The organism is Nostoc sp. FACHB-888, from assembly GCF_014696655.1.
GTDB lineage: Bacteria > Cyanobacteriota > Cyanobacteriia > Cyanobacteriales > Nostocaceae > Nostoc.
Genome location: NZ_JACJQM010000027.1, coordinates 51,589 through 74,624, shown reverse-complemented (window position 1 = coordinate 74,624; position 23,036 = coordinate 51,589). Strand labels below are relative to the sequence as shown.

17 protein-coding genes are annotated in these 23,036 nt (G+C 43.1%); 3 read left to right on the top strand and 14 right to left on the bottom strand.

Annotated features, from left to right (window positions below; translation table 11 throughout):
* Positions 1-39 precede the first annotated feature (39 nt).
* Entirely contained in the window at positions 40-591 is a 552-nt protein-coding gene (locus H6G26_RS18315; RefSeq protein ID WP_190730604.1) for an FHA domain-containing protein, read from the bottom strand.
* 107 nt (positions 592-698) lie between these two features.
* Positions 699-1,364 carry a deoxyribonuclease V gene (gene nfi, locus H6G26_RS18310; RefSeq protein ID WP_190730603.1) on the bottom strand — a complete coding sequence of 222 codons (666 nt, stop codon included), beginning with the start codon at positions 1,362-1,364 and terminating at the stop codon, positions 699-701.
* Between the two features lie 240 nt (positions 1,365-1,604).
* On the opposite strand from nfi, the gene H6G26_RS18305 reads away from it, so the two are divergent.
* A complete protein-coding gene (locus H6G26_RS18305) occupies positions 1,605-2,126 on the top strand; it encodes a hypothetical protein (protein ID WP_190730602.1) in 522 nt (173 codons plus the stop codon).
* 462 nt (positions 2,127-2,588) lie between these two features.
* On the opposite strand, the gene H6G26_RS18300 is transcribed toward H6G26_RS18305, so the two are convergent.
* Complete coding sequence (locus H6G26_RS18300; protein ID WP_190730601.1) at positions 2,589-5,558, bottom strand: EAL domain-containing protein; 2,970 nt, start codon at positions 5,556-5,558, stop codon at positions 2,589-2,591.
* Positions 5,559-6,191: 633 nt separating this feature from the next.
* Here H6G26_RS18300 and H6G26_RS18295 point away from each other — a divergent pair.
* Positions 6,192-7,157, top strand: a complete 966-nt coding sequence (locus H6G26_RS18295; protein WP_190730600.1) for an aldo/keto reductase — start codon at positions 6,192-6,194, stop codon at positions 7,155-7,157.
* A 34-nt stretch (positions 7,158-7,191) separates the two neighbouring features.
* On the opposite strand, the gene H6G26_RS18290 is transcribed toward H6G26_RS18295, so the two are convergent.
* The 7 genes from H6G26_RS18290 to purC all read right to left on the bottom strand — a co-directional run bounded on the left by H6G26_RS18290 (position 7,192) and on the right by purC (position 16,039).
* Entirely contained in the window at positions 7,192-8,457 is a 1,266-nt protein-coding gene (locus H6G26_RS18290; RefSeq protein ID WP_190730599.1) for a DNA cytosine methyltransferase, read from the bottom strand.
* Positions 8,458-8,534: 77 nt separating this feature from the next.
* On the bottom strand, positions 8,535-9,704 hold the full coding sequence (gene lpxB / locus H6G26_RS18285) for a lipid-A-disaccharide synthase (RefSeq protein ID WP_190730598.1): 1,170 nt from the start codon (positions 9,702-9,704) through the stop codon (positions 8,535-8,537).
* Positions 9,705-9,890: 186 nt separating this feature from the next.
* Positions 9,891-10,709, bottom strand: a complete 819-nt coding sequence (lpxA, locus tag H6G26_RS18280) for an acyl-ACP--UDP-N-acetylglucosamine O-acyltransferase (RefSeq protein ID WP_190730597.1) — start codon at positions 10,707-10,709, stop codon at positions 9,891-9,893.
* Positions 10,710-11,020: 311 nt separating this feature from the next.
* Positions 11,021-11,545 carry a 3-hydroxyacyl-ACP dehydratase FabZ gene (gene fabZ / locus H6G26_RS18275; RefSeq protein WP_190730596.1) on the bottom strand — a complete coding sequence of 175 codons (525 nt, stop codon included), beginning with the start codon at positions 11,543-11,545 and terminating at the stop codon, positions 11,021-11,023.
* Positions 11,546-11,600: 55 nt separating this feature from the next.
* On the bottom strand, positions 11,601-12,476 hold the full coding sequence (gene lpxC / locus H6G26_RS18270; RefSeq protein WP_190730595.1) for a UDP-3-O-acyl-N-acetylglucosamine deacetylase: 876 nt from the start codon (positions 12,474-12,476) through the stop codon (positions 11,601-11,603).
* Positions 12,477-12,701: 225 nt separating this feature from the next.
* Complete coding sequence (locus H6G26_RS18265) at positions 12,702-15,188, bottom strand: BamA/TamA family outer membrane protein (protein WP_190730594.1); 2,487 nt, start codon at positions 15,186-15,188, stop codon at positions 12,702-12,704.
* A 113-nt stretch (positions 15,189-15,301) separates the two neighbouring features.
* Positions 15,302-16,039, bottom strand: coding sequence for a phosphoribosylaminoimidazolesuccinocarboxamide synthase (gene purC / locus H6G26_RS18260; RefSeq protein WP_190730593.1), 738 nt, complete (start codon positions 16,037-16,039; stop codon positions 15,302-15,304).
* 877 nt (positions 16,040-16,916) lie between these two features.
* Here purC and H6G26_RS18255 point away from each other — a divergent pair.
* On the top strand, positions 16,917-17,180 hold the full coding sequence (locus H6G26_RS18255; RefSeq protein ID WP_190730619.1) for a hypothetical protein: 264 nt from the start codon (positions 16,917-16,919) through the stop codon (positions 17,178-17,180).
* 48 nt (positions 17,181-17,228) lie between these two features.
* Here the strand turns inward: H6G26_RS18255 and H6G26_RS18250 are convergent, their stop codons facing one another.
* From H6G26_RS18250 to H6G26_RS18235, 4 genes are all read right to left on the bottom strand, one after another.
* A complete protein-coding gene (locus H6G26_RS18250; RefSeq protein ID WP_190730592.1) occupies positions 17,229-19,826 on the bottom strand; it encodes a GAF domain-containing protein in 2,598 nt (865 codons plus the stop codon).
* Positions 19,827-20,050: 224 nt separating this feature from the next.
* On the bottom strand, positions 20,051-21,205 hold the full coding sequence (locus H6G26_RS18245) for a glycosyltransferase family 1 protein (RefSeq protein ID WP_190730591.1): 1,155 nt from the start codon (positions 21,203-21,205) through the stop codon (positions 20,051-20,053).
* 124 nt (positions 21,206-21,329) lie between these two features.
* Positions 21,330-21,857 (bottom strand): DUF4291 domain-containing protein, encoded by a 528-nt coding sequence (locus H6G26_RS18240; protein ID WP_347242476.1) that lies wholly within the window; start codon positions 21,855-21,857, stop codon positions 21,330-21,332.
* A 12-nt stretch (positions 21,858-21,869) separates the two neighbouring features.
* The gene (locus H6G26_RS18235) at positions 21,870-23,024 is read right to left on the bottom strand and encodes an NAD-dependent epimerase/dehydratase family protein (protein WP_100899423.1); all 1,155 of its coding nucleotides are present in this window, start codon (positions 23,022-23,024) and stop codon (positions 21,870-21,872) included.
* Positions 23,025-23,036 lie beyond the last annotated feature (12 nt).

The window sequence follows — 23,036 nt, the reverse complement described above, 5'->3', positions numbered from 1 at the left end:
GTCATTAGTTAAGAGTTAGAACTTCCCCTGCCTTTCATTTCAACTACTCGGTGTTACTAATACACTCACAGCCGCAGCCAAAGATGTCCCACACCAACGACAGCCAATTTGTAGATTCTCTCCTGGGGAAACTTTATGACATCTGGGGCATTCTAAGCCATAAACTCCTAGCGGTGGTGCAGAGGGTGTTAGTGAATGATGGTGATATCCGATATGGACTGATGGATGCGGTGGCAGCAAAATTGTTACTGGAATACTGCCTGTGGAAATTTTAGTAACCTTAAGTTGTATTTGTCCCAAAGAGATATTAGCGCCTTCAGTTAAAGGCACTTCACCTTGCACTAATTGCCGTCCATCGATCAAGGGGGGATTTTGCGATCGCAAATTCCTGATATAAAAGCGCTGTTGCTGGTAATGAAAAAATATTTCAACGTGCAGACCAGAGACAGTGGGGTGACTCAAAACAATATCGCACCGGAGTGGATCACGGCCAATGCGGACAGTACCACGATTTTGGCTTGGCTGTTGTTCGTAAATGCTCTGAGTTTTATCTTGACCTGCATCGTGCCACTGTAAAGTTAGTGCGTTCATTGTTCTAACTTCGTAAATCGTATTTAGCTACTTCAACTTCTTTCTGTGCGATTCCTAACACGCTTGAGTCGGTACAAGCAAGTATTTTAGAAATATTTCAACAAGCTTTATTTAGCCGACGCTAATTTATCAGCGATGCGCGTAGTTTCTGGCAGCCGATATTTGGGCGTGCAGCGTAATACATAGTCAATCGCTGTCGGTAAACTAACTCGATGGCCACTGGAGATGTAGAGAGGTTTTACTCCTACGCGTGTGCGTAGAACTGCCCCAACTGTTTCACCTTTATATATAAGTGGTTGTCTGCTGCCTTTTGTTTCTGGCAATTCCTCATACTTACCTACCAACCTGGACTTGGCTACACCAATTGTCGGCATATCTATGAGTAATCCTAAATGGCTAGCTATACCTAATCTGCGAGGATGGGCAATTCCTTGACCATCACACAGGATGATATCTGGTGTTGTTTTAATCTTCTCCAGGGCATCGAGAACAGCTGGAATTTCCCGAAATGAGAGGAACCCAGGAACATAAGGAAAGGTTGTAGGACGGTGTGCTAGGCTTGTTTCGATTACTTGTAAATCAGGAAAACTCAGTACTGCGACAGCTGCACGGCTAATGGTTCCATCAGCTTCAAAACCCATATCCACTCCAGCAACGTACTGGATAGGTTCTTGGAATTGATCCTCAGTAATTACTTGATCTCGCAGCTTTTCTTGGATAACTATGGCTTCTTCGAGCGTCGAGGGCCAAGCATGATCTCGATAAAACTTCATATTAAAAATTGTAATTAAACTGATTAATATTAATCTTGTTATGGCAAGCACAAAAACAAGAGTTTTTGATATTGATACAGGGAAAATCTATTTTTTGCAAAAGTCTGTGAATGACTATCTTTATCCTAGACATTTTAGCCCAGGTTAGCTGATATCTTGCATCATAATGTTACTTAACGCTGTCAAGAGGGAATCCTGAGAATATAAGTTTATTTTTTTAGATTTTCTCTTTTAGTGATTATGACACAGCCGAATATTCTGGAACTTGCAAAACACGGAGATACCCAGGCGATCGCATCTCTGATGAACCGCCACTTACGCCCCAAAGGGATCACTGCACAGGTTGCCTTCCAAGATACTTGCTTGGAGGTAATACTAGAATCTCCCCAAGTACTAAATCAGCAAATTTTAGTTCCATTTATTCGCAAAGGGTTAACCGCTTTAGGGGCTGAATCTATTGAAATAGTGAAAGTTCACGGGCAACAAACTGGAAAAGAGTTTCCAGCTTGGAGTAAAGAGTTTAACTTAGGCATAGCAGAAGCTGAACTAGAAGCAGTAGATAATGAAGACTCTTCTAGTAATCCTCAACCTCTAACTATTTGTATTAACTTAAGCGGCGATACTGCACAGGGATTAACAAACCAAGATTTTGAATTTATTGCTAATCAAATCAGCACTGATATTTTATCATCTTGCTCTGAGGTTCTTATTCAAAAAGTAAGTATTAGTAATGGTACTTCTGTGATCACAAAGGAACGCTAATATTTAAGACTCACCCAAAGACGCAGAAAAATAGTCTAAAGCTGTTGTTTTTACAGCAATTATAATAAATTCAAGTATGTTTTCACTATAAAACTTTAAAGATTTTTAAAATGTTGTTTTTCCCTGTAAATGGGAACCCTGAGATAGAAGATATTTTCTTAGGTTTTCGGATTTATTAGTTATGACATGATGAAATGCGATATCCCAACACTTAGGATTGGTAGCATCACGGCATTCAAGCTGAAGATAATCTAGGACTTACGCATTGACATAAAAATCAAAATAAGAGGTATGATTTTCAGCGCTTCTAACTTGATTTTTCTATTATTCACCAAGCGATCGCAACCAACAAAAGGGGTTTATAAAAGCCTAAAACAACGTCTTTACGTTGATACACAAGATGATTTCTTTGTACAGTGCGTAAGTTCTAATAAGCGTTAAATTTGACAAACCTAACAGCTATTAATTTAGCTGAAAGTACAAGCTAGATGCGATTAATGCATCTACCGACTTGCTATCAAGTGGCTGAGAGAAAATATATCCTTGTGCGTTGTTGCATTTTTTAATTTTAAGTTGAGTTAATTGCTCTATTGTTTCTATACCCTCTGCTATCACATTTATGTTAAGACTTTGTGCTAAAGAAATAATCGCCTGAACAATTTCCAAGTTTTCTCCATTAGCACCAATGTTGATAACAAATGAACGATCAATCTTCAATGCACTAAAGGGAAAATGGTGCAGGTAGCTCAAGGATGAATAACCTGTGCCAAAATCATCTAGATGTAACTGAATATTCATCTGTTGTAATTCCAAAAGCATAGCAGTGGCTGAGTCAGAATTTTTCATCAGTACGGTTTCAGTAATCTCCAACTTTAAACTGCTGCCTTCTAAACCAGAATCGAGCAGAATTTGGCGAATTTTCTCAATCAAATTGGGATGGAAAAACTGTTTACTAGAAATATTGACACTGATGCTTAAGGGTGGGTTAGTAGGAAATTTCAATTGCCAAGCCCGCATCTGACGACAAGCTTCGCGTAACACCCAATAACCAATCGGCACAATCAGCCCAGTTTCTTCTGCTAAGGGAATAAACTTTTCTGGAGAGATAATTCCATGTTCAGGATGTTGCCAGCGCACAAGAGCCTCAAAGCCAATAATCTGATAAGTTTCTAACAAGACAATTGGCTGATAGTAAACCTGGAATTCTTGGCGTTCAATTGCTCGTCGTAGATCCATTTCTAACTGTAATAACTCGGCAGCTTGAGTGTACATACTAAAATCAAATATTTCGTAGCGTGCTTTTCCTAATGCTTTAGCACGGTACATTGCAATGTCAGCGTCACGGATGAGTTCTTCTGACAGATTATAAGTGCTTGTGCCTAAAGCGATACCAATACTTACAGTAGTAATTACTTCATTTCCACCAAGATTAAAAGCTCCTGTCAAAGCTACATTTATTCTGTTAGCTACATTTTTTACATCATTTAAATCTTTGATATCATCTAATAGGATTGTGAACTCATCTCCACCCAAACGGGCAACTGTATCTCCTGCACGGAGACACCTTTCTAATCTGCGTGCCAGTGCCGTTAGCAATTGATCCCCAATTATATGACCAAGGCTATCGTTGATAACTTTAAAGCGATCCACATCTAGGAACAGGACAGCGAATCTGTAGTCTGAATGACGTTTTGTTAGCGCCAGCGCCTGCTCCAATCTTTCGACAAATAAAGCACGATTTGGCAGTCCAGTTAGTGAATCGTGAAAAACATCATGAATTAATTGCGCTTCGGTTCGTTTTTGCTCCGTAATATTCAACACCGTACCAATGAAGCGGAGCGGTTTTCCGTTTGCATCAAAGTAGGCTTGCCCTTTCGCCCTCAGCCAGCGTTCAACTTTATCCTGAATGCCGATCGTTCGATACTCAGTGTCATAAGAGCCACCTGATGCTGGGTTAAACGCCTCTTGAATAATTTCCTGAAGACGATCGCGATCATCGGGATGTAAGCCCTCAAAAAACACCTCTCCACTACTCTCGGCATCGGGTGGTAGCCCAAACATGGCTTTGCAGCCAGTATCCCATTTCAATTCTCCTGTAACTAGATTCCAATCCCAGGTTCCCAATTGAGCAGAGGCGATCGCTATCCGCAAGCGATCTTCATTCTCCCGCAGGGCTTCTTCTGCCTGTTTGCGTAAGCGAAGCTCGTCGTAGACATGGGTGATCTCTTGACAAACGGTATTGATGCCAATTATCTGCTCGCCATCCTTTAACGGCAAAAAGCTCTCCAACCACACACGCTTTACTCCCGGTTGTGCCGGAGTTTCCCCCCGAATTTCGACGTTCAGTAGCGGTTCTCCCGTTTCTAAGACAGGGCGCAGCAACTCTTCGGCAGTATCAGCGATGTTAGGCAATAACTCTCGAATTGTTCGCCCAATGTGTTCCTCTATGGAAAATCCATTGATCTCTGCCAATCGCTGGTTAATCCGCACAAAGCGTAGGTTGGTATCGAGAACATTCAATCCAATTGGGGCAGACTGGTAGATGCTTTCAATCTCAGCTAGTTGCCGTTGTAGTATTGCTTTGCTTTCTTGTAACTCTGCTTCAACCTGCTTGCGATACGTTATGTTTTGGGTGAGTACCATGCCTGCAAAAATCTCACCCTGCTCATTGCGGACAGGTAAAGTATGTACTTCATAAATCTGATTGGAGTAAAGGACTTCCTGGACTGAAATTTGTCCCACCAGTGCTGCACGATAGATCGGTTCAATTTGCTCACAGGTTTCTGGAGGCAGGACTTCCCAAATAGTTTGCCCCACCAGTGCCGCTCCATCTAATCCCAATTGTTTGATTTCACTACCTTCAATGAGCAAAAAGCGCAGGTCATGATCAAACAGGTGAACTGCGCCATTGGGGATGTGTTGTGTCAGCGTTCGATACAAGGCTTCTCGTTCTGCCAAGACTGCATTTGCCTGTTCTAACTGGGCAGTCCGTTCGGCAACGCGCTGTTCTAGCTCCTGGTTGGCGCGTTGTAGGGCAGCTTCGGTCTCTTTTTGCTGGGTCATGTCACGGGCAACGCAGTATAGCAATCCCCAGAAAATCTGCGGTGATGCTGTCCATCCCAGCCATCGGTAGCAACCATTTTTCGTCCGGTAACGATTCTCGAAATTGAGCGTTGGTATCCCGATTTTCACCTTCTCCATTTCTGCTAACGTGGCGGAGTGGTCGTCTGGATGCACGAAGTCTAAAAAAGGACTGGCTAATAATTCTGCTTCTGAGTAGCCAAGGGTTTGGGTAAATGCGGGGTTGATCCGCTTAAAGTAGCCATCCAGACCAATGACCGACAGCAGATCGAGCGATCGCTCAAAGAAAAAGGCTTCTTCGGATAAAACCAATCCATTCACGGGTGAGGCAACAGGATCTTTCGAGGTCATAACAGAATTACGGAGCAAATAAAGCGGAATTATCGCAAAGCAGACGAGATAAGTTGGGGTGAATTAGTACTCAAGTGCTAGCACTACTTAAGAGTTTGCACATCAGTATAGTTAAGATTTTTTTTCATTCGCAGTTAACAAAGGAAAATCATGAAATCTGGCTGTAGCAATAATTAGTCGGTCAAACGAGTATCTATGGAAGCCACTTAATTGAGTTGAATCCTTACCTATTGGCAGAGACAAATTTAATAGTTGTACCCGAATAATAAGCTAAAGCAATTTATAGCCCTCTATCAACAACCAAAGGTATAATTATTTTATTTTTGTCTACCCATTTAGTTACTTTCTAGCAGGAAAGGATGCCGATTTATAAACATTCAGACTCGTAATCTTTTAAATATTATTGCTGTTATTTGATTAGGCGTGAAGCTAGCCTTACTCAATCAGCAAAATCTCCAGACGAGTGGAACAGATGCTATCCATGCAGCAACAGCACTATTGACTCAATACTCTACTTTTTTAACCAATGATCAGCGCTTTCGTAGTGTTCCTGTATCAGTAATTTTGCTTTCTGACATTAATTCCCCCTAGCTAAAATTTATAATAAAAGTAATTTCGCCCCCGGAGCCAATCATGACAGAAGGAAAAACGCGGCGTAATTTCCTAATAACCAGCATTGCTGTAACTGGAGGTATTGTGGCAACTAATGCTTTTGGGCAAAATCCTACCAACACCGCAACAACGCCAGCAAGTATGCCAGAACGGATGCTGGGACGCACGGAAGTAAAACTCCCTATCTTCGGGTTAGGAGGAGCAGGGCAAACGCCGCTATCCTGGGAAGGAAAAGAGGATGATGCTGCGGCAATTATTCAAAGGGCGTTGGAACTTGGTATTCGTTATTTTGATACGGCGGCTAGTTATGGGCCAAGTGAAGATTATTTAGGTAAAGTGCTACCACCCCATCGCTCAAAGGTGTTTCTAGCAAGCAAGACTGATCAAAGAGATCGCGATGGTGCATGGCGAGAATTAGAGCGATCGCTTAAACGTCTCAATACAGATTATCTCGATTTGTGGCAGTTGCATCGCGTGTCTTTTTCTGAAGAACTCGACACCATCTTTAGTCCATCTGGTGCAATCAAAGCTTTAGAAGAAGCCATACAACAAAAATTGGTGCGTTTCGCAGGTATTACCGGACATCATGACCCTCAAGTGATTGCTGAAGGCTTGCGTCGCTATCCTTTCCACAGTACACTGATTCCTGTGAATGCCGCCGATGAACACCACCCACAGCCATTTATCCCGGTGGTTTTACCAGTTGCTCAAGAAAAAAATGTTGGTGTGATTGCGATGAAAGTTCCGGCTTATGGACGGCTGTTTAAACCGGGTGGATTGACAGGTATGGAGCAAGCTTTAGGTTACACAATGTCTCAACCTGGAGTTCATTGTTGTGTAATTGCAGCAGAGACTGTTTCACAATTAGAGAATAATGTTAAGATAGCGCGGGCTTTTGTGCCTCTTAAAAAGGAAGAATTAACAGCGATCGCAAGGCAAACTGCTGATATTTGGGAAGATACTACATTCTTCCGTAGCTGGACTTAGCTCAACCTTGTACGTATTACAAAGTGTCTTATTATCAGTCACGCTGATAATATTGTGCCGCTTGCGACATATTCAATTGTAGTAGCTTCTCCTCTCCCAACTTGTATTGAAAACTGGGCTTCAAAGGCGAAATATTCAAACTGCGAATAATTTCCGCCGCCACAGCCTTTGCTAGTAACGGTGGCACAGAGTTACCTACTTGTCTAAATCCGTGCCATTTGGTTGCATGAAATCTAAACCAATCGGGGTAAGAATGTAATCTCGCTGCTTCTCTGACAGTGATACAGCGCGGTGTAAATGGATGAATTGGTCTAGGAGATGTGAAAGAACCCCTGTACTTATCTGTTCCGGCTCTTAAAGTATTGCAAACACCAGCCGGATGCAGCTTATAAAAACGACTAATTTTTTCTCTCTCGCCTTGTTGAGTTTCCTGAAAACGTTGAATAGTTTCTACAGAATGTTTTGTTCTTAAACTTGAAGAAAGTATTCGGAAATCATATTCACGTTTGTAAGAATAATCATCGTCTAGGAATTTTAATCCGCGAAGTACACGAGCGTAGTTACTAGGCTTTTCGTATTCTGCTATAACCCAATCTCTTATTAGTAACTCAGGATATTTCTGTATTTCAGGTAAATCTTTAATCGCATCCCATACTGTAGGGCTTAATGGAATATCAGATATTTTTTTAAAAGTTAAATTATTTGATAATGCTTGTTTAGTAATGGGCTGAGGATATTTTGCTAACTCTACATCTTCCCTTGCACCTATGAGAAATAATCTCTCACGGGACTGTGGTACTCCGTAATTTGCAGCATTGAGAACTTGGTAATTTTCTTCCACTTTATAGCCGTGAATTTTAAACTCGCTAATTAAAGATTGGAGGATTTGTTTATGTTTACCAACTGTGATCCCCCGAACATTTTCCATCACAAAAAATTTTGGTTTTAGTTCAAAAACCAGCCGATGAAAGTGAAATACCAAAGAGTTTCGTGGATCATCAACAACTCGTTTACCAATTAAAGAAAATCCTTGACATGGTGAGCCACAAATTACCACATCAATTTCGCGATCGCCAATTTTAGAACGACTTCTAATTTCTTCCCCAGTTGTATCCACAACACTTTTACATAACACTGAGCAATAGGGGAAGTTAAACTCATGTGTTGCACAGTGGATGGGGTCAATTTCCACAGCCGCTAGTACATCAAAACCAGCTTGCTCAAAGCCAAAAGTCATACCGCCCGCACCAGCGAATAAGTCAACTGCGATCGCTCGTTGTTTTCTCATCTCATGAGCCATGACACCTCTAAAGGGATTGGGGATTGGGTATTGAGTATTAAATATACAAAATTTTCCTAGTCCCTAGTCCCCAATCCCTAATCCCTAATCCCCGCCACCATATGCAAAATTTCTTGAGCAGCCCGATCGCACACGCCAACTTCTCCTAAACTTTGCCGCATTTCTTCATAATCTACCAAAGTTTGGTTTCTGCGGCTGGGATTGAGTAGCAGTTCCATCGCTGTTTGGATAATATTTTCTGCTGTGGCTTCCTCTTGTAAAAATTCTGGCACAATCGGCTTCATCACTACTAAGTTAGGCGGCGATGCAAAAGTTACAGAACCTTTGAGGATTTTACGAGCTATCCAAGCAGTTAGGGGACTTAAGCGGTAAACTACAACTTGCGGCACATTTAACAGAGCAAGTTCTAGGTTGACAGTACCAGATTTGCTGATGGCTAAATCAGCCGCAGCAAAAACTTCCTTTTGTTGGCCTGATAAAACTGTAGCCTGCAAACCGTAACGCTTAATAGCCTCCTCAATTGGTTTTCTATAGACTTCCAAAGATAGGGGAATCCAGAAATGAACTTCAGGTAATTTAGCTTGAATAGTTTGGGCAGCTTGAAAAATAATTGGTAAAAGATATTTTAGTTCTTGGCGACGAGAAGCAGGGAGAAGTGCGATCGCAATTTGTTCTGGCGCAATCCCCAATTTTGCACGGGCTGCTTGGCGGCTCGGAGCGTCTTGCATTCGGTCAACCAAAGGATGCCCTATCCAACTAACTTCTGCCCCTTGCTGGCGAAAGTAACGGGCTTCTTGTGGGAAGATTGCCAACAGCTTATCTGTAAAACCAACAATTCGCTTAGTGTTACGCAAGCTGATTGACCAAGCCCACTCTTGGGGAGCGATGTAATACACCACAGGCACATCTGGTAACTCCCGTTTCATATAAGTCCCAATTCCCAGATTCGGACTCATATAATCGATCAGCACCACTAAGTCAGGTGGATTTTGTTTTAGGGAAGCGATCGCCTGACGTTGCACCTGGAGAGTCGGTAAAATATAAGGCAGCCCTTCTAAAATACCCATTGAGCCAATACTACTGGTATTGCCTAGCAGAATTGCCCCAGCCTCCACCATTTTTTCACCACCCAGCGCCACAATCTCTAATTCCAACCCAATCGCCACAGCTTGACGCTTCAGGGCTGTAATTAGCAGCGACCCTTGTAAATCGCCAGATACTTCGCCAGTGCTGATGAATATCCGCATTTGATAATGGTAATTAGTAAAAATCAAGAGTTATTAAGTTATGAGTGAGAAATTTAATTCATCAACTCATAACTCATAATTATCATGTCTAGGCATCTTTGCCACCTGCACTCTTGCCCCCTCCTCGCTTGCGGGGAGGGGTGCTTTGATTGTGGGTAATTTGGCGGACATGATATATCTCACATCTCACGATTCATCACTCGCGCCTTTTTTCCCCTTACCGGGAATTAAACCACGCCTTCCTGGCATCTGAGAAAGTAGCAGAAAGCGACGCAGATGTTGCAATTCTTCGCTATTCCCTAACAGTTCTAGTTGTTCCAAGGCATCTTTAAAGGACAAATTAGAACGGTAGAGGATGCGGAAAGCTTTTTTCAGCATTTGCAAATCTGCTGAGTCCATACCAGAGCGTTTGAGTCCCACAAGGTTGAGGGTTCGCACCCGCGCCGGATTTCCCTCCACTAGCATATATGGGGCCACATCCCGGTCAATCCGTGCCATGCCTCCCACCATTGCCTGTCTACCAATATGCACAAATTGATGGACACCTAAAACCCCACTCAGCCTAGCGCGTGACTCTATATGGACATGACCTGCCAACGCCACAGAGTTAGCAATCACCACCTGGTCTTCAATCACGCAGTTATGAGCTACATGGGCATAAGCCATCAGTAAGTTACCATCACCAATCACTGTTGCTTCACCAGCACCAGTAGCGCGGTTAATAGTAACGTACTCACGAATTAAGTTGTTATCACCGATTTTGACCCAGGTTGGTTCTCCCACAAATTTGAGATCCTGGGGTTCCATGCCGATGGCTGCACCTGTAAAAATCTGATTTTGCGCCCCAATTTCACAAGGCCCCTCTAACACAGCATGAGCGCCGATTATTGTTTCAGGGCCCACTTTGACATGCGCTCCAATCACAGCATAGGCACCGACTTGCACTGTATGGTGGAGTTCCGATTTCGGATGAATTACAGCAGTTGGATGAATTAGCGTTTTCAAGGGTGAATCTCCAGAACTGTCTTGATAAGCCAGCGCCGGGTGGGGTTTTTAAAGCAGTGCGTTACCCTGGTTAAGAGAGTTATACTGACTGCCATCCCATTTGAGGCGACTGGCATTGTTGAGCGTTAAGTATTTCAGTGAACGAAAGTGTCGGGCAAAGCAAGTTAAGTGTGTTTGTGAGTGCGTCTCGTAAAGAGGGCGTCGAAAATCAAGAAATTATCAGATGCTGTTGTGGATTTTTTTACTTTCATCCTTTTTCAGGATTCAGCAAGGGCATTTCACGGCTATGCCAATACCACGAAAGCAAACTTTTAGTTAACTAGAGAAAACATTAATTCCCCTTCACAAGCAAGTTGACCGTCAACTTCAGCACGACCTTGCATCTTACCGAAACGACGTTGTTTTACCCATAACAGTTCCACCGTCATGACTAGTTGATCTCCGGGTACAACTTGGCGGCGAAAGCGAACTTTATCGATACCAGCGAAGACGAAGAGTCCGCCTTCTACCGAAGACATTTGAGTTAAAACAATGCCTCCAACTTGTGCCATTGCTTCGACAATTAGCACCCCTGGCATCAGTGGTCGTTCAGGGAAATGTCCTGGGAAATGGGGTTCGTTGATAGTAACATTTTTAACGCCAACAGCTTTTTTACCTGGGATGTAGTCAATTATTTTGTCTACAAATAAAAATGGATAGCGATGGGGTAGCAATTTCTGAATTTCTTCAGATGTAAAAGTTGTTTTAATCTCAGAGTTGATTGTAGTCTCATTTATAGCCTGTGGTTTGGTAGATGTAGTTGTATCGATGGTATTCACTTCAGTGAGGATTGACATTGGCCGTGTGGTAAATGTTTTATTTGATGGAGTAGGCAGGCGTATATCAAAAGCCTTAATAATCCTGGATTTTAACCTTTAGAGCAGATCCAAAATCTAAAATTTTCTGAGCCAGTTGGATGTGTAAATTGTGACTGGCTTTATACGCTAAGAAATGAGCAATAGGAAAAGTTGTTAGTAAACTTAAATCTCCTACTAAATCCAAGATTTTATGACGGACTGGCTCATTTGCAAATCTTAATGGTGGATTTAACCAGCCTTCTGGTCCACAAACGAGTGCATTATCCAAACTGCCACCTTTAATTAACCCTGTTTGTTGTAAATGTTCAATTTGATGCAGTAACCCAAAAGTGCGGGCAGGAGCGATTTCTGTCGCAAAGTTAGCAGAAGCGTTTTCAAGTTCAGCAGTTAGTGACCAACTGTGCCATTGATTACCAATAGCGGGCAGGTCAAAATCAATACCGTAACTAAAGCGGGTTTCTGGTGCTGGGAGGGCACATACAAAGGCATCGCCTTGATAGACCCATATTGGTTCTGTAATAGCCTTGGGAGCTTCGTTGTTAAAGGGTTGTGATACTAAGCCAACTTGGGCAATATTGGCTGTCCATACACTTGCTGAACCATCTAAAAGTGGAACTTCTGGACCATCAATTTCAATCCGGGCATTATCTACACCCATACCCGCAAGGGCTGCCAACAAATGTTCTACCGTGCGAACATATGCCTCACCCTTACCCAACTGAGTTGAGAGAACAGTGTGACTAACTGCCGCAACTTGCGCTGGAATGATCGGCAAATCCGGTAAATCCACCCTCACAAAGTAGCGTCCACTTCCTGCCTCAGCCGGTAGTATCCGCACCTGGGTACTCACACCGCTATGCAATCCCACCCCTATTTGGGTGATTTGGGCAGCTAGGGTGTGCTGTTGCATGGTCTAAAAGTCAGTATATTTCTTTTAGTATTGTTCATGGTCTGTTTTGGTAAAATCCCTGATATTCCCTTATTAATGTCATTAATCCCTTTATCGGAACAGTATTGAGGTAAATGTAAAAATTAGCAAGCTAATCCAAAAAAGATAATTGTCATTTGTCCTTTGTCAGTTGTCCCTTGTCCTTTGTGATTCACTAATGACCAATGACAACTGACTAATGACAAGTTAAAATCTTTCGCCAATACCGAAATTAATCCGACTATCACCGTCATCGTTGATACCGTAGTCAATACGAATTGGCCCCAGTGGAGACTGGACGCGTACGCCGAGACCATAGCCGTAGCCACTACCGTTCTTATTGAGCACTTCAGCTGCCTGGGTACTAGTTCCCAGGTCACTGCCAATATCAAAAAATAGTGCGCCGCTGACTACTGAAAAAACTGGGAACCGATACTCAACTGATGCTTGCACATAAGAGCGTCCACTAGCTAATGCTCCTTCTTCATAACCTCGGACGGAGTTGCTACCGCCAATGGTAAAGGCTTCGTAGGGAGGCAAGTCACCAAGGATGGTTCCCGCTTGAATATTAAATGCTAAGGTTTGCGCCCCTTTGCTGAGGTTAATCAATTGAACGGGTAAATATTTGCTGTAACTACCCCGCAATCTGGTCAGCAAAATGTTGCCTTGTCCCACAGGTACTGACTGGTCTACTCCGAAGCGGAGATAAGAACCGTTAGTGGGTTGCAGAGGGTTATTACGGAGATCGCGCTGTGCCCCTAGTTGCAATAGCAATAAATCGTCTTCACCCGAACCAGAGAAGCTAAGTGGAATTTCGCCGCTAATGCGGTTCCCATCGTCGTCAAACACCGCTCCTGTTTCTCTGATATCGCCATCGGCATTACGGGCGGAAACTCTTTGATACTGGAAACCGGCTGAGGCTGTCCATACCGAAGTTTTGTAAGGATTGGAGGAAAGGGGGCGGGTAAAGGTGACACCGCCACCTAGACGGAGAATGCGGGGGCGATCGCCATCATCTGTTTGTCCCTCTTGAAATGTCCTAATATCTTGATCTTTGCCATCAAAAATCAATGAAATAGAACTGCGGCGAAAAAGATTGGTTGTGTAGGAAGTCCGGTAGGGATCTCCGGCAATCCAGGGGTCTGTAAACCGCGCATCAAACAGGAATAACTCCTGCGCTCCTATTTGTACCTCTGCCCCCAGTTTTTGGTTTCTACCGTTCAGGTTTTGCTGTTGATAGCTAACTGTTCCAAAAAGTCCACTAGCAGAACTAAACCCTGCCCCGGCTGCAATAGAACCACTACTGCGTTCAGCTACATTCACTACTACATCCACCTTGCTGGGGTCAGTACCAGGGTCAAGGGAGACATTCACATCTTCAAACAGTCCTAGTCCATACACTCGCTGTAAGTCTCTTTGCACTGTGTTGCGATTGAATACTTGTCCTGGCTTCAACTCCACTTCTCGCGTAATGATGTAATCCTGTGTCCGTCCGCGAATTGGTTGTCCCTTCTCGTCTGTCTCCTGACCATCTTTATTGCGGAATCGGACTCGAATGTTTTCTACTACACCTTCTGCTATTTGCAAGGTAACAACCCCGTTTTCAGAGACTTGTGGCGCTCCAATCACGTTAGCTAGTACGTAACCTTGGTCTTGATACCGCTTGTTTAACAGCTTGATGTTTTCTTGTAACTCACGTAAGTTGAGGATTCTGCCATACTGATTTTTAAAGACTTCATCCACAGTATTAGCTGGGAGTACAGAAGCAACACCAGTGCCAGGATTGGCTTGCACTTCTACCTTGCTTAAAACGGGGTTAGGCTGTACAACAAAGCTCACCCGGACTCCCAAGGGGGTATCTTCTGGCGCTGCTTGCACGTTGGAGAAGAAGCCAGTACCAAAGATGGCGTTAATATCTTCTTGCAGTTGGGTGCGGGTTGTCGTTCGTCCTGGTTGGGTACGAAGTACTTTGTAAACTTGTTCTTCCAGTTCTGGTGATAGTTGGCCAGTTTGTGATCTAATCAATACTTCCGACACCAGCACGCGGGGGTCATTGGCTTCTGGGGCTGTGTTGGGTTGAGTCTCTCCCGGAGTTGTCGGCGGGTTAACATTCTGCGGACTGGGAGTCCCACCTGGGTTTGGAGCAGGTGTTCGTTGTTGACCATCTGGGAATGGAACATCAGGAGCAGTAGATGGTTCTGGAGTAGTGGGTAATAAAGGTTCCGTTATCGGTGGATTAACATTTTCTGGAACTGGAGTTGTCTCAGGAGTTGGGGAAAGCGTTGGTTGTTGAATTTCTGGCGGTGGAATGTCTGGAGCGGGAGAGGGCTGCTGATTAGAATTAGGATCTATTGGAGGGGTTTGTGCAGTTTTTGGGGTTGTGGAGGTTGGCACTTTTACCTTTGGTGCCACGTAGGCGTAGCCCGCCGCAGGCATCGCTGCTGGATTGGCAGGGTAAACTGCGACAATGCGGGATTTATCCGCCTCCATAACCTCTGTGGGATTAGATCGAGATTCTAGACTTTTACTAGATTGAACCTGACCTGTGTCCTTTTCTGGCTGCTGATTTGTTTCTAGTGTCAAAACTTCTGTTGTCTGTTTTGAACTGTTGGCGGTTTCTGCACTTGCACTCAATGAACTGCCCAAAGGGGCTGCAATTGCTACTGCTGCCAGCAATAAGGGAGATAAACGCATTTTACTTTTGATTCCTCTTCACGACCACACACACCATCACAAATAGTCATTAGTCATTGATGAATAACAATAACAAAGGACAATCCACACGAGTTTAATTGATTTTTACCCACTTAATTATTACTCTCTACTGCTTTTAGCACTCTTTGTAAAACCTCCTGGTAAGCATCCTCTACATTTCCTAAGTCCCGGCGAAAGCGGTCTTTATCCATTACCCGGCGGTTTGAGTCTTGTTCTGCGGTATCCCACAAACGGCAGGTGTCTGGGCTAATTTCGTCTGCCAAGAGCAACTGCTGTTGTGAGTCCAAACCAAACTCTAGTTTGAAGTCTACTAGGGTAATGCCACATTGTTGCCAAAATTTCTGGAGAAATTCGTTGATTTGCAATGCTAGATGTGTAATTGCGTCTACTTGTTCCGGAGTAGCTAGTTCTAGCAGGTACAGGCGATCGCGTGTCAACAAAGGATCTCCTAATTGATCGTTTTTGTAATAAAATTCAACCAAAGGCTGTTTCAGAATTGTACCCACTGGTAATCCTGTTTGCTGACACAAACTGCCAGCAACAATATTTCTGATAACCACTTCTAAGGGTAAAATTTTTACTGCTCTCACCCGCATCTGATTTGGGGTAGGGCTGTCAATAAAGTGAGTCTTTATACCATTTGCCTCCAACTGTTTAAAAAGCTGGGTGGAAATGCTACAATTAATCTTTCCCTTTTCTTGGATACTGCCGCGCTTTTGGGCGTTAAACGCCGTGGCATCGTCTTTAAAATCGGCCAACAAGACTTCCGGATCGTCTGTTGTATAAAGAATTTTGGCTTTGCCTTCGTATAACTTGGAATTAACAGACATGGTGGCAGTAAAGTTCTAGGCGATGGACAAAATCTGTCCTTTGAGGCTTTACCATTTTATCTTTAGTTATTAACTATTAGCCATTGATGATTATTTAAGAGGGTGCGAGGACAAGGGTAATTAGGCAGACGGGCACAGAGGAAAATTTTCTCACTTTAGCTATTTTCTCCTTTCCCTCTTTTTGTCCACTGGTCAGCAGAAAGTTGCTAAACATTCACCATGCTCGGAGGTTCGGTGTTGTCTTGCAATCTTGTAAGCCACATCAGGGCTGCTGAAAGCCTCCAGCTTCTGGCTATGGGGTAGTTTACAACTGAATCTCTAACTTTTAACAGAGGACAATTCGCTTTCACGCATAGTATATTTACTTAAGCAGTTTTGCACTAAAAATCTGTAGTTATTTTTGCAAAAATGATGATTACTATAAATGCGGGTGTTTTTTAGCAAAATGTAACTCAGAGTTTTTACCGAAGTTAATTACAGTCAGAACTTCATAAATTAAGATAAGATAAATTTACAACTGGGACGGAAGTCAAACTATTCTCTTTAGTTACTTTAGGAGAAATTTTTTTGTAACTTTTACAGTAAAAGTATTTCAGGCTTTATTTTCTAGTCTCAAAATCTAAATCAATTAATTCCCGCATCATTAAGTTAGAAAAGAAATTTAATAGTTCGAGTTACCGCAGTCTGACCAAAGAAGCAAGGGAGTGGGGAGCATTTGGAAGTTTCCAGCAGTCAAGGGTTTCAGAGCAACTACATTTATGTATGGGTCTTCTACCCTGCCTCTTTACTCTTTTGTGACAAAAGTAGATATCAGGGTAGCAAATGATTCAGCTTTAGAGATTCAAACACAAGGGGAGTTGATAAATTGGAGAACAAAATAGTGAACAAGGATGATTTTCTTTACCCTCGCGGTCGCTACTACGGTCAGGTAAAGCCAGAAAACTTGGTTTTTAATGCTAATCTACAGGAATTTGCCCAACGAGTAAGCTACATCTGTAACTTAGAAACAAATGGAAAACTGCCTCCAGGTGAAGCTTACGAACAAATAAGGGATCTATGGCAACAGTTGAAACGCTCAAAGATAGAGCTAAGAATTGGCGAAGATCCATTTAAGGATGATCAGGGAGAGGTTGAAGGTTGAATGGGGCATTGGGCAAATGACGAATGACGAATGACAAATGACAAATGACTACTTAGTAACCATTGTCCAGACACCATCCCAAGACTTTGGAGGCGGCGTTTGTTGATAATTACGCGCCCGTTCTATGTGGATATCAACAGCTTGATCTTGGGGTTTGATGCATTTGGCAGCTTCAAAACAGGCGATCGCTTGTGAGAAGTTGCGCGATAAATAAGCTGATCGTCCAGTATGATAGTGAAATAAAAACTCTTGAGTGTTGGCATCTAGAGGGATGGTGCGATCGCCAATTAACTCGTAGATATTTACAGCCTGGTGTTTTCCTTTGACTCGAATTTTATCTAACTGGCGCACCCAAATGCGATCGCTGCAAAGCTGGTAAGTAAATTCACTTAAAAGAATATCACAACCGTAATCCTTAGTTACCGTTTCCAAGCGCGAACTTAAATTTACGCCATCTCCAATTACGGTATAATCCATCCGTTTGCGGGAACCAATATTACCCGAAACCACTTCTCCAGAACTAATCCCAATGCCAATATGAATTTGTGGCTGCGCTTGAATAATTCGTCGATGGTTAAATTCTTCTAACCGTTGTCGCATATCTAACGCTGACTGCACAGCCCTCCAACCATGATTTTCAGTTAGCGGTATCGGCGCACCAAATACCGCCATTAAGGCATCACCAATAAACTTATCGAGAGTGCCTTCGTAGTTAAAAACCGCCTCCACCATCGTTTCAAAATACTGATTGAGCAGCAATACCACTTCAGCTGCACCGAGATTTTCTGTAAGTGTTGTGTAGCCACGGATATCAGAAAACAAAATGGTTACTTCCTTGCGCTCACCCACCATTAAAGCGTCTTCCCCCAAAGCCATAACTTGCTCGGCTACATGGGGTGTTAGGTAGCGGGACATAGTAGTTTTCATCCGTTTTTCCTGGCTGATGTCTTCTAACACCACCAAACCACCCCGGACACCCCCTTCTGGGTTAGTTAGGGGATTGACAGTCAGATTCGTGCTACGTTCTAATTTTTGCACCTCATCAGTGGTGAGAAATTCAGATTGGGGAGTAAGGGGTAGATTCCAGGGAATGAAAATATCGGGGTTAGTGCGATCGCAGACTGCTAAAATTGAGTCCAGAGTCCTGAATTTTGATTCTTGAGTCTCATTTTTAACTTCTAACTCCTCACTCTTAACTTGAAAAATTCCTACTATCAAACTTTGCTCTGGCACATAATGTTTAGCTCCAGTTTTTAAACTATCTTCTAGCCGGATTTGGAGATTTTCAATTGGCACAACTTCCCAAACTAGGCGACCAATCAAATTTTGTTCCCACGAAAGCTTGTTGTTCTTACTATTAGCATCTTTTATAGGACAGCCCAGCAACTCTAGGGCCGCATCATTAATCGTAACAATGCGTCCTGCCATATCTGTAGAAATCACCGCATCTGATAAACTTTGTAAAATATCTTTTTGATACTGTTTTTCTAACAGCACATTTTCAAATAGGCGAGCATTTTCTAAAGCAACTCCTGCCTGAATATTAAAAGCCCGCATAAACTCTTCATCAGAAGCGGTAAAACTGCTTTGTTGCTTATTAATTAATTGTGTAACACCAATTAATTCATTTGCCGAATTAAATACTGGCAAACACAGAATATTGCGAGTTACATACCCAGTTCTTCTATCTATAGTCGGATCAAAACGCGGATCTTTATAGGCATCAGAAATATTTAATGCTTCACCAGTGGAGGCCACATAGCCAACAATGCCACGGTTCGCAGGAATGCGAATTTCTATTAAATTTGTGCCATCTGCCGCCGCTGCAACTTTCGTCCAGAGTTCGCCCATATCTTTACGATATAAAAACAGTGTGCTGCGGTCTGCTTGCATTAAAATTCGAGCTTGCTCCATGACTATCTGCAAAGTTGCTTCTAAATCCAAACTTTGCCCCAGTGTTTGAGTTGCCCGCAACAGAGCCGTTGCGCCTCGTTGATTGCGAGCTGCTACATAAAAAGATTGGCAGCTTTCCAGAATAATCCCAATAGAAGCGGCGAAGTCTCGAAACCGTTCTTCATCATCATAATTAAACGGAACATTCCCGGTTTTATTAGCCAGTTGCACTACCGCTACAGTCTGGTTTTTGCTACTGAGAACAGGCATACATAAAATATTATGTATTTTGTAGCCCATTTGTTTTTCAAGTTCTGGGCTAAATAGAGGGTGAGTATAAGTTTCAGATATATTTAAATATTGACCTGTACTAGCAACATGACCGGGAATACCTGCTGTAATGGGAGTCCGAATTTCTAAAAACTTTTGGGTATTATCTTGGGGAACTTTTGACCACAGTTGACCTTTATCATAATCAACTAAAAAAATAGCTGTATGTTCTGCTTGCAGGATTTGACCAATTTTGAGGGTGATAGCTTCTAGCACCTTCTCCAACATAATTTCTAGAGTTTCATTATTGATCAGTTCAATGGCTCTAAGAAATTGCTGGAACTCAGCCGTTATGAAGTCGAGTAAGCAAACAAATTCGTTAACAGATAAATCTTTAACACGACGCAGTAGGGCGTGAGTACGATTAACTTGAGTTAATTCAGTTAATGTAGCCAAGACGCTGCCAGAGTTAGGGAGTGTCATGGGAATTTTAGATTTTGGGCATGAGGCATTGGGCATGAGGCATTGGGCATGAGGCATTGGGCATGGGGCATTGAAAAGAGGCAGAGGGGCGGGGTGCGGTTCTTGCTGAGGGAAAACTCTTCTCCTTTGCTCCCTGCTCAACTTTGACTAAGCTCAGTGACCACCTGCTCCCTTGCTTCTTCCTCTGCTTCCCCTACTCCCTTATTTCCAGACTCTCCAGTACCCTATTTTGCCAACTTTTCAGAAAATATTACCTTTTGGTAGTAATCTTGTAGCTGCTTAGTGGCAGATGGCCAACCCCAAATTTCTGCTTCCCGGCGAGCATTTTGACGGATGATGTCTCGTTGTTGTTTTTGTTCTAAGAGGCGAACAGTAGCGGCGATGGCTCCGCCAACGCCAGGGGCGATCGCTCCTTGAACATCTGCTGTTGGCTCAAAAAGATATCCATTTACTCCATCTGTGACAATATCAGGAATCCCCCCGGAACGGGCTGCTACTACTGGACAGCCAGCTGCCATTGCTTCTAGTAATACTAAACCCAGTGTTTCCGTACGAGAAGGAAAGATAAAGGCATCAGCACTCGCAAAGGCAGAACCTAATTCTTGCCCCATGAGATATCCAACAAAATAAGTGTTTGTCCCAGCAAAGTGTTTTTGCAATGCTTCACGGTGAGGTCCATCCCCAACCAATGCTAACCGCGCTTCGGGAATTGCTTCTAAAATTGGTTTGATGCGCTCAATTTCTTTTTCAGCCGAAAGCCGCCCCACGTAAAGTAGCAATGGACTTTCTGGATGATTTTTTGATAGGCGCGATCGCATCTCTACACTAGCTAAATCGGGATGAAATAGTTCCGTATCCACGCCACGCTGCCACAAATCTACACGTTCAATACCATGTGCTGTCAGTTCCTCCACCATTGCTGTGGAAGTACACAGATTTAAAGCTGCTTGATTATGAGCGCCTTTCAGGAGTTCCCAAAGAAAACCCTCCAGCATCCCTAAGCCGTAATGTTGGAGATATTGGGGTAAATGGGTGTGATAAGACGCTACTAAGGGGATTTTGAGGATTTTGCTATAAAATATCCCAGACAAACCTAAAACTGCTGGATTCACGACATGAATAATATCTGGCTTAAACTCTTCTAAGGCGTACCCAATGGCTGGGCGGGGAAGTGCCATTTTCAATTCTGGATACAATGGCAAAGGAAAGCCAGTAACGCCGTAAACTTTAGCGCCTTTGTGTTCTGTGATGCCTCCATCAGGGGCAATTACCAGCACTTGATTACCACTGCGCTGTAGATGGTCAACAGTATGGCGCAGACGCGTTACAATGCCGTCAACCTTGGGTAAAAAGGTTTCAGTGAATAGGGCAATTCTCATATAAAACTATTCAGTCCAGGCAGATAATCTCAGCTTTGCTTGCGTTTCGGTATCAAACACAGAATAGACCCTCTCCTGTGGTGTAATCAACTCTGCACAGTCAGATTTAATGTTTTGCCTCTGTTTATTGTACAAAGTCCGAGATATCCTCAATGTTGACAATCCAATCTTTGGCATAAGCAGCTAGTACTTCACCACGTAACCCTAACTGAATAGCGCGTCTTTCTAATTTTGTCTCAGATGGGTCATGGTCTGGGTCCCATTGTAGGCGAACTTGTGATTGCTTCAATGCTCTTTGCCAGGCACTTTTATCAGGATAAAGTTCTGGGACGTAGCTAGAATGAACAGCCGCCGCTAAGATTTCATCAAAAGCCGAACGCTTCATCGAAATAGCTAACACTACCTCTTGCCCATTTTGTGTACCCCATCCAGAACGATACATCATCCAAAGGAAGTTAGGTTTTATCCAACTCATACGCTCAAAACTGAACTCACCACCAAAATAACCGTAGGTAGCGGCGAAGTTACCAATAGATGGACGATACGCCTGATAAACAACAATTAAATGGTCGTCATATTGTGCTAAAATATGGCGACCATTTTCAGGCCAATTACTGACTTGAGTTAAATAAGGTTCTGTTATCAGCCGCACGCAGAGTTTATCCTAATTTCTGTGCCAAGAGACTTTGGGCAGAATTTGTTTGTGATCAACTCGCGTCTGATACTTGATGGCAAAGTTTAACAGAGAATCGAGTAAAGAATCAGAAAGCAAGTGAGGCTGTAAACCTAAATCGAGCAATTTAGTGTTTTTAGCGTTGAAGTAATGTTCTTCTTTCTCAACTCTGGGATTATCTAAGTGATTGATTTCTACATTCAATCCCATAGCGTTACCAGCTTTTTTCACCATCAATGCCAAGTCGCCGACGCTGAATTGTTCGGTAAATTGGTTAAATACGCGGAATTCACCAGCCTCGGCAGGGTTAGCGATCGCTAATTCTACACATCGTACTGTATCCCGAATATCCAAAAATCCGCGAGTTTGTCCACCTTTACCGTAGACAGTTAACGGATGTCCAATCGCTGCTTGAATACAAAAGCGGTTTAGTGCAGTACCAAACACACCATCGTAATCCAGTCGATTAATCAATAGTTCGTCCATCCCCGTTTCTTCGGTTAAGACGCCATAAACTACACCCTGATTTAAATCAGTTGCCCGCAATCCCCAAATCCGGCAAGCAAAGTGGATGTTATGACTATCATGGACTTTGCTTAAGTGGTACATCGAACCAGGCTGCTTGGGATAAGGTAGGGTATCCTTGCGTCCATTGTGTTCAATGGTGATATACCCTTCTTCGATGTCAATATTGGGTGTACCATATTCACCCATTGTCCCTAGCTTCACCAAATGACAGTCGGGGAAATCTTCCCGCATAGCGTACAGCAAGTTCAACGTACCAACTACATTATTGACCTGGGTAACAACTGCATGTTCTCGGTCAATCATGGAAAATGGGGCCGAACGCTGTTCACCAAAATGCACCAGAGCATTTGGCTGAAATTGCTGTAATGTTTTATGGAGAAATTCGTAATTTGTAATATCGCCGATGAACAAATCGATAGATTTACCCGTCAAATCTTGCCAGCGCTGGAGACGTTGTTGAATTAGTGCGATCGGAGTAAGAGTTTCGACTCCAAGTTCATTATCCCAATGCCGCCGCACCAAACTATCTAAAATTCCAACTTCATAACCTCGATTGGAAAGGTAAAGAGCAGTTGCCCAACCGCAATATCCATCACCACCAATAACCAGGACTTTCATCTTCACCAGTTT

Coding starts and splice junctions, on each gene's coding strand:
- purC (WP_190730593.1), bottom strand. CDS start 16,039: ATGTCTGTTAATTCCAAGTTATACGAAGGCAAAGCCAAAATTCTTTAT.
- H6G26_RS18290 (WP_190730599.1), bottom strand. CDS start 8,457: ATGGCTCATGAGATGAGAAAACAACGAGCGATCGCAGTTGACTTATTC.
- H6G26_RS18315 (WP_190730604.1), bottom strand. CDS start 591: ATGAACGCACTAACTTTACAGTGGCACGATGCAGGTCAAGATAAAACT.
- H6G26_RS18295 (WP_190730600.1), top strand. CDS start 6,192: ATGACAGAAGGAAAAACGCGGCGTAATTTCCTAATAACCAGCATTGCT.
- H6G26_RS18235 (WP_100899423.1), bottom strand. CDS start 23,024: ATGAAAGTCCTGGTTATTGGTGGTGATGGATATTGCGGTTGGGCAACT.
- H6G26_RS18305 (WP_190730602.1), top strand. CDS start 1,605: ATGACACAGCCGAATATTCTGGAACTTGCAAAACACGGAGATACCCAG.
- H6G26_RS18245 (WP_190730591.1), bottom strand. CDS start 21,205: ATGAGAATTGCCCTATTCACTGAAACCTTTTTACCCAAGGTTGACGGC.
- lpxC (WP_190730595.1), bottom strand. CDS start 12,476: ATGCAACAGCACACCCTAGCTGCCCAAATCACCCAAATAGGGGTGGGA.
- H6G26_RS18265 (WP_190730594.1), bottom strand. CDS start 15,188: ATGCGTTTATCTCCCTTATTGCTGGCAGCAGTAGCAATTGCAGCCCCT.
- fabZ (WP_190730596.1), bottom strand. CDS start 11,545: ATGTCAATCCTCACTGAAGTGAATACCATCGATACAACTACATCTACC.
- H6G26_RS18250 (WP_190730592.1), bottom strand. CDS start 19,826: ATGACACTCCCTAACTCTGGCAGCGTCTTGGCTACATTAACTGAATTA.
- nfi (WP_190730603.1), bottom strand. CDS start 1,364: ATGAAGTTTTATCGAGATCATGCTTGGCCCTCGACGCTCGAAGAAGCC.
- lpxB (WP_190730598.1), bottom strand. CDS start 9,704: ATGCGGATATTCATCAGCACTGGCGAAGTATCTGGCGATTTACAAGGG.
- H6G26_RS18300 (WP_190730601.1), bottom strand. CDS start 5,558: ATGACCTCGAAAGATCCTGTTGCCTCACCCGTGAATGGATTGGTTTTA.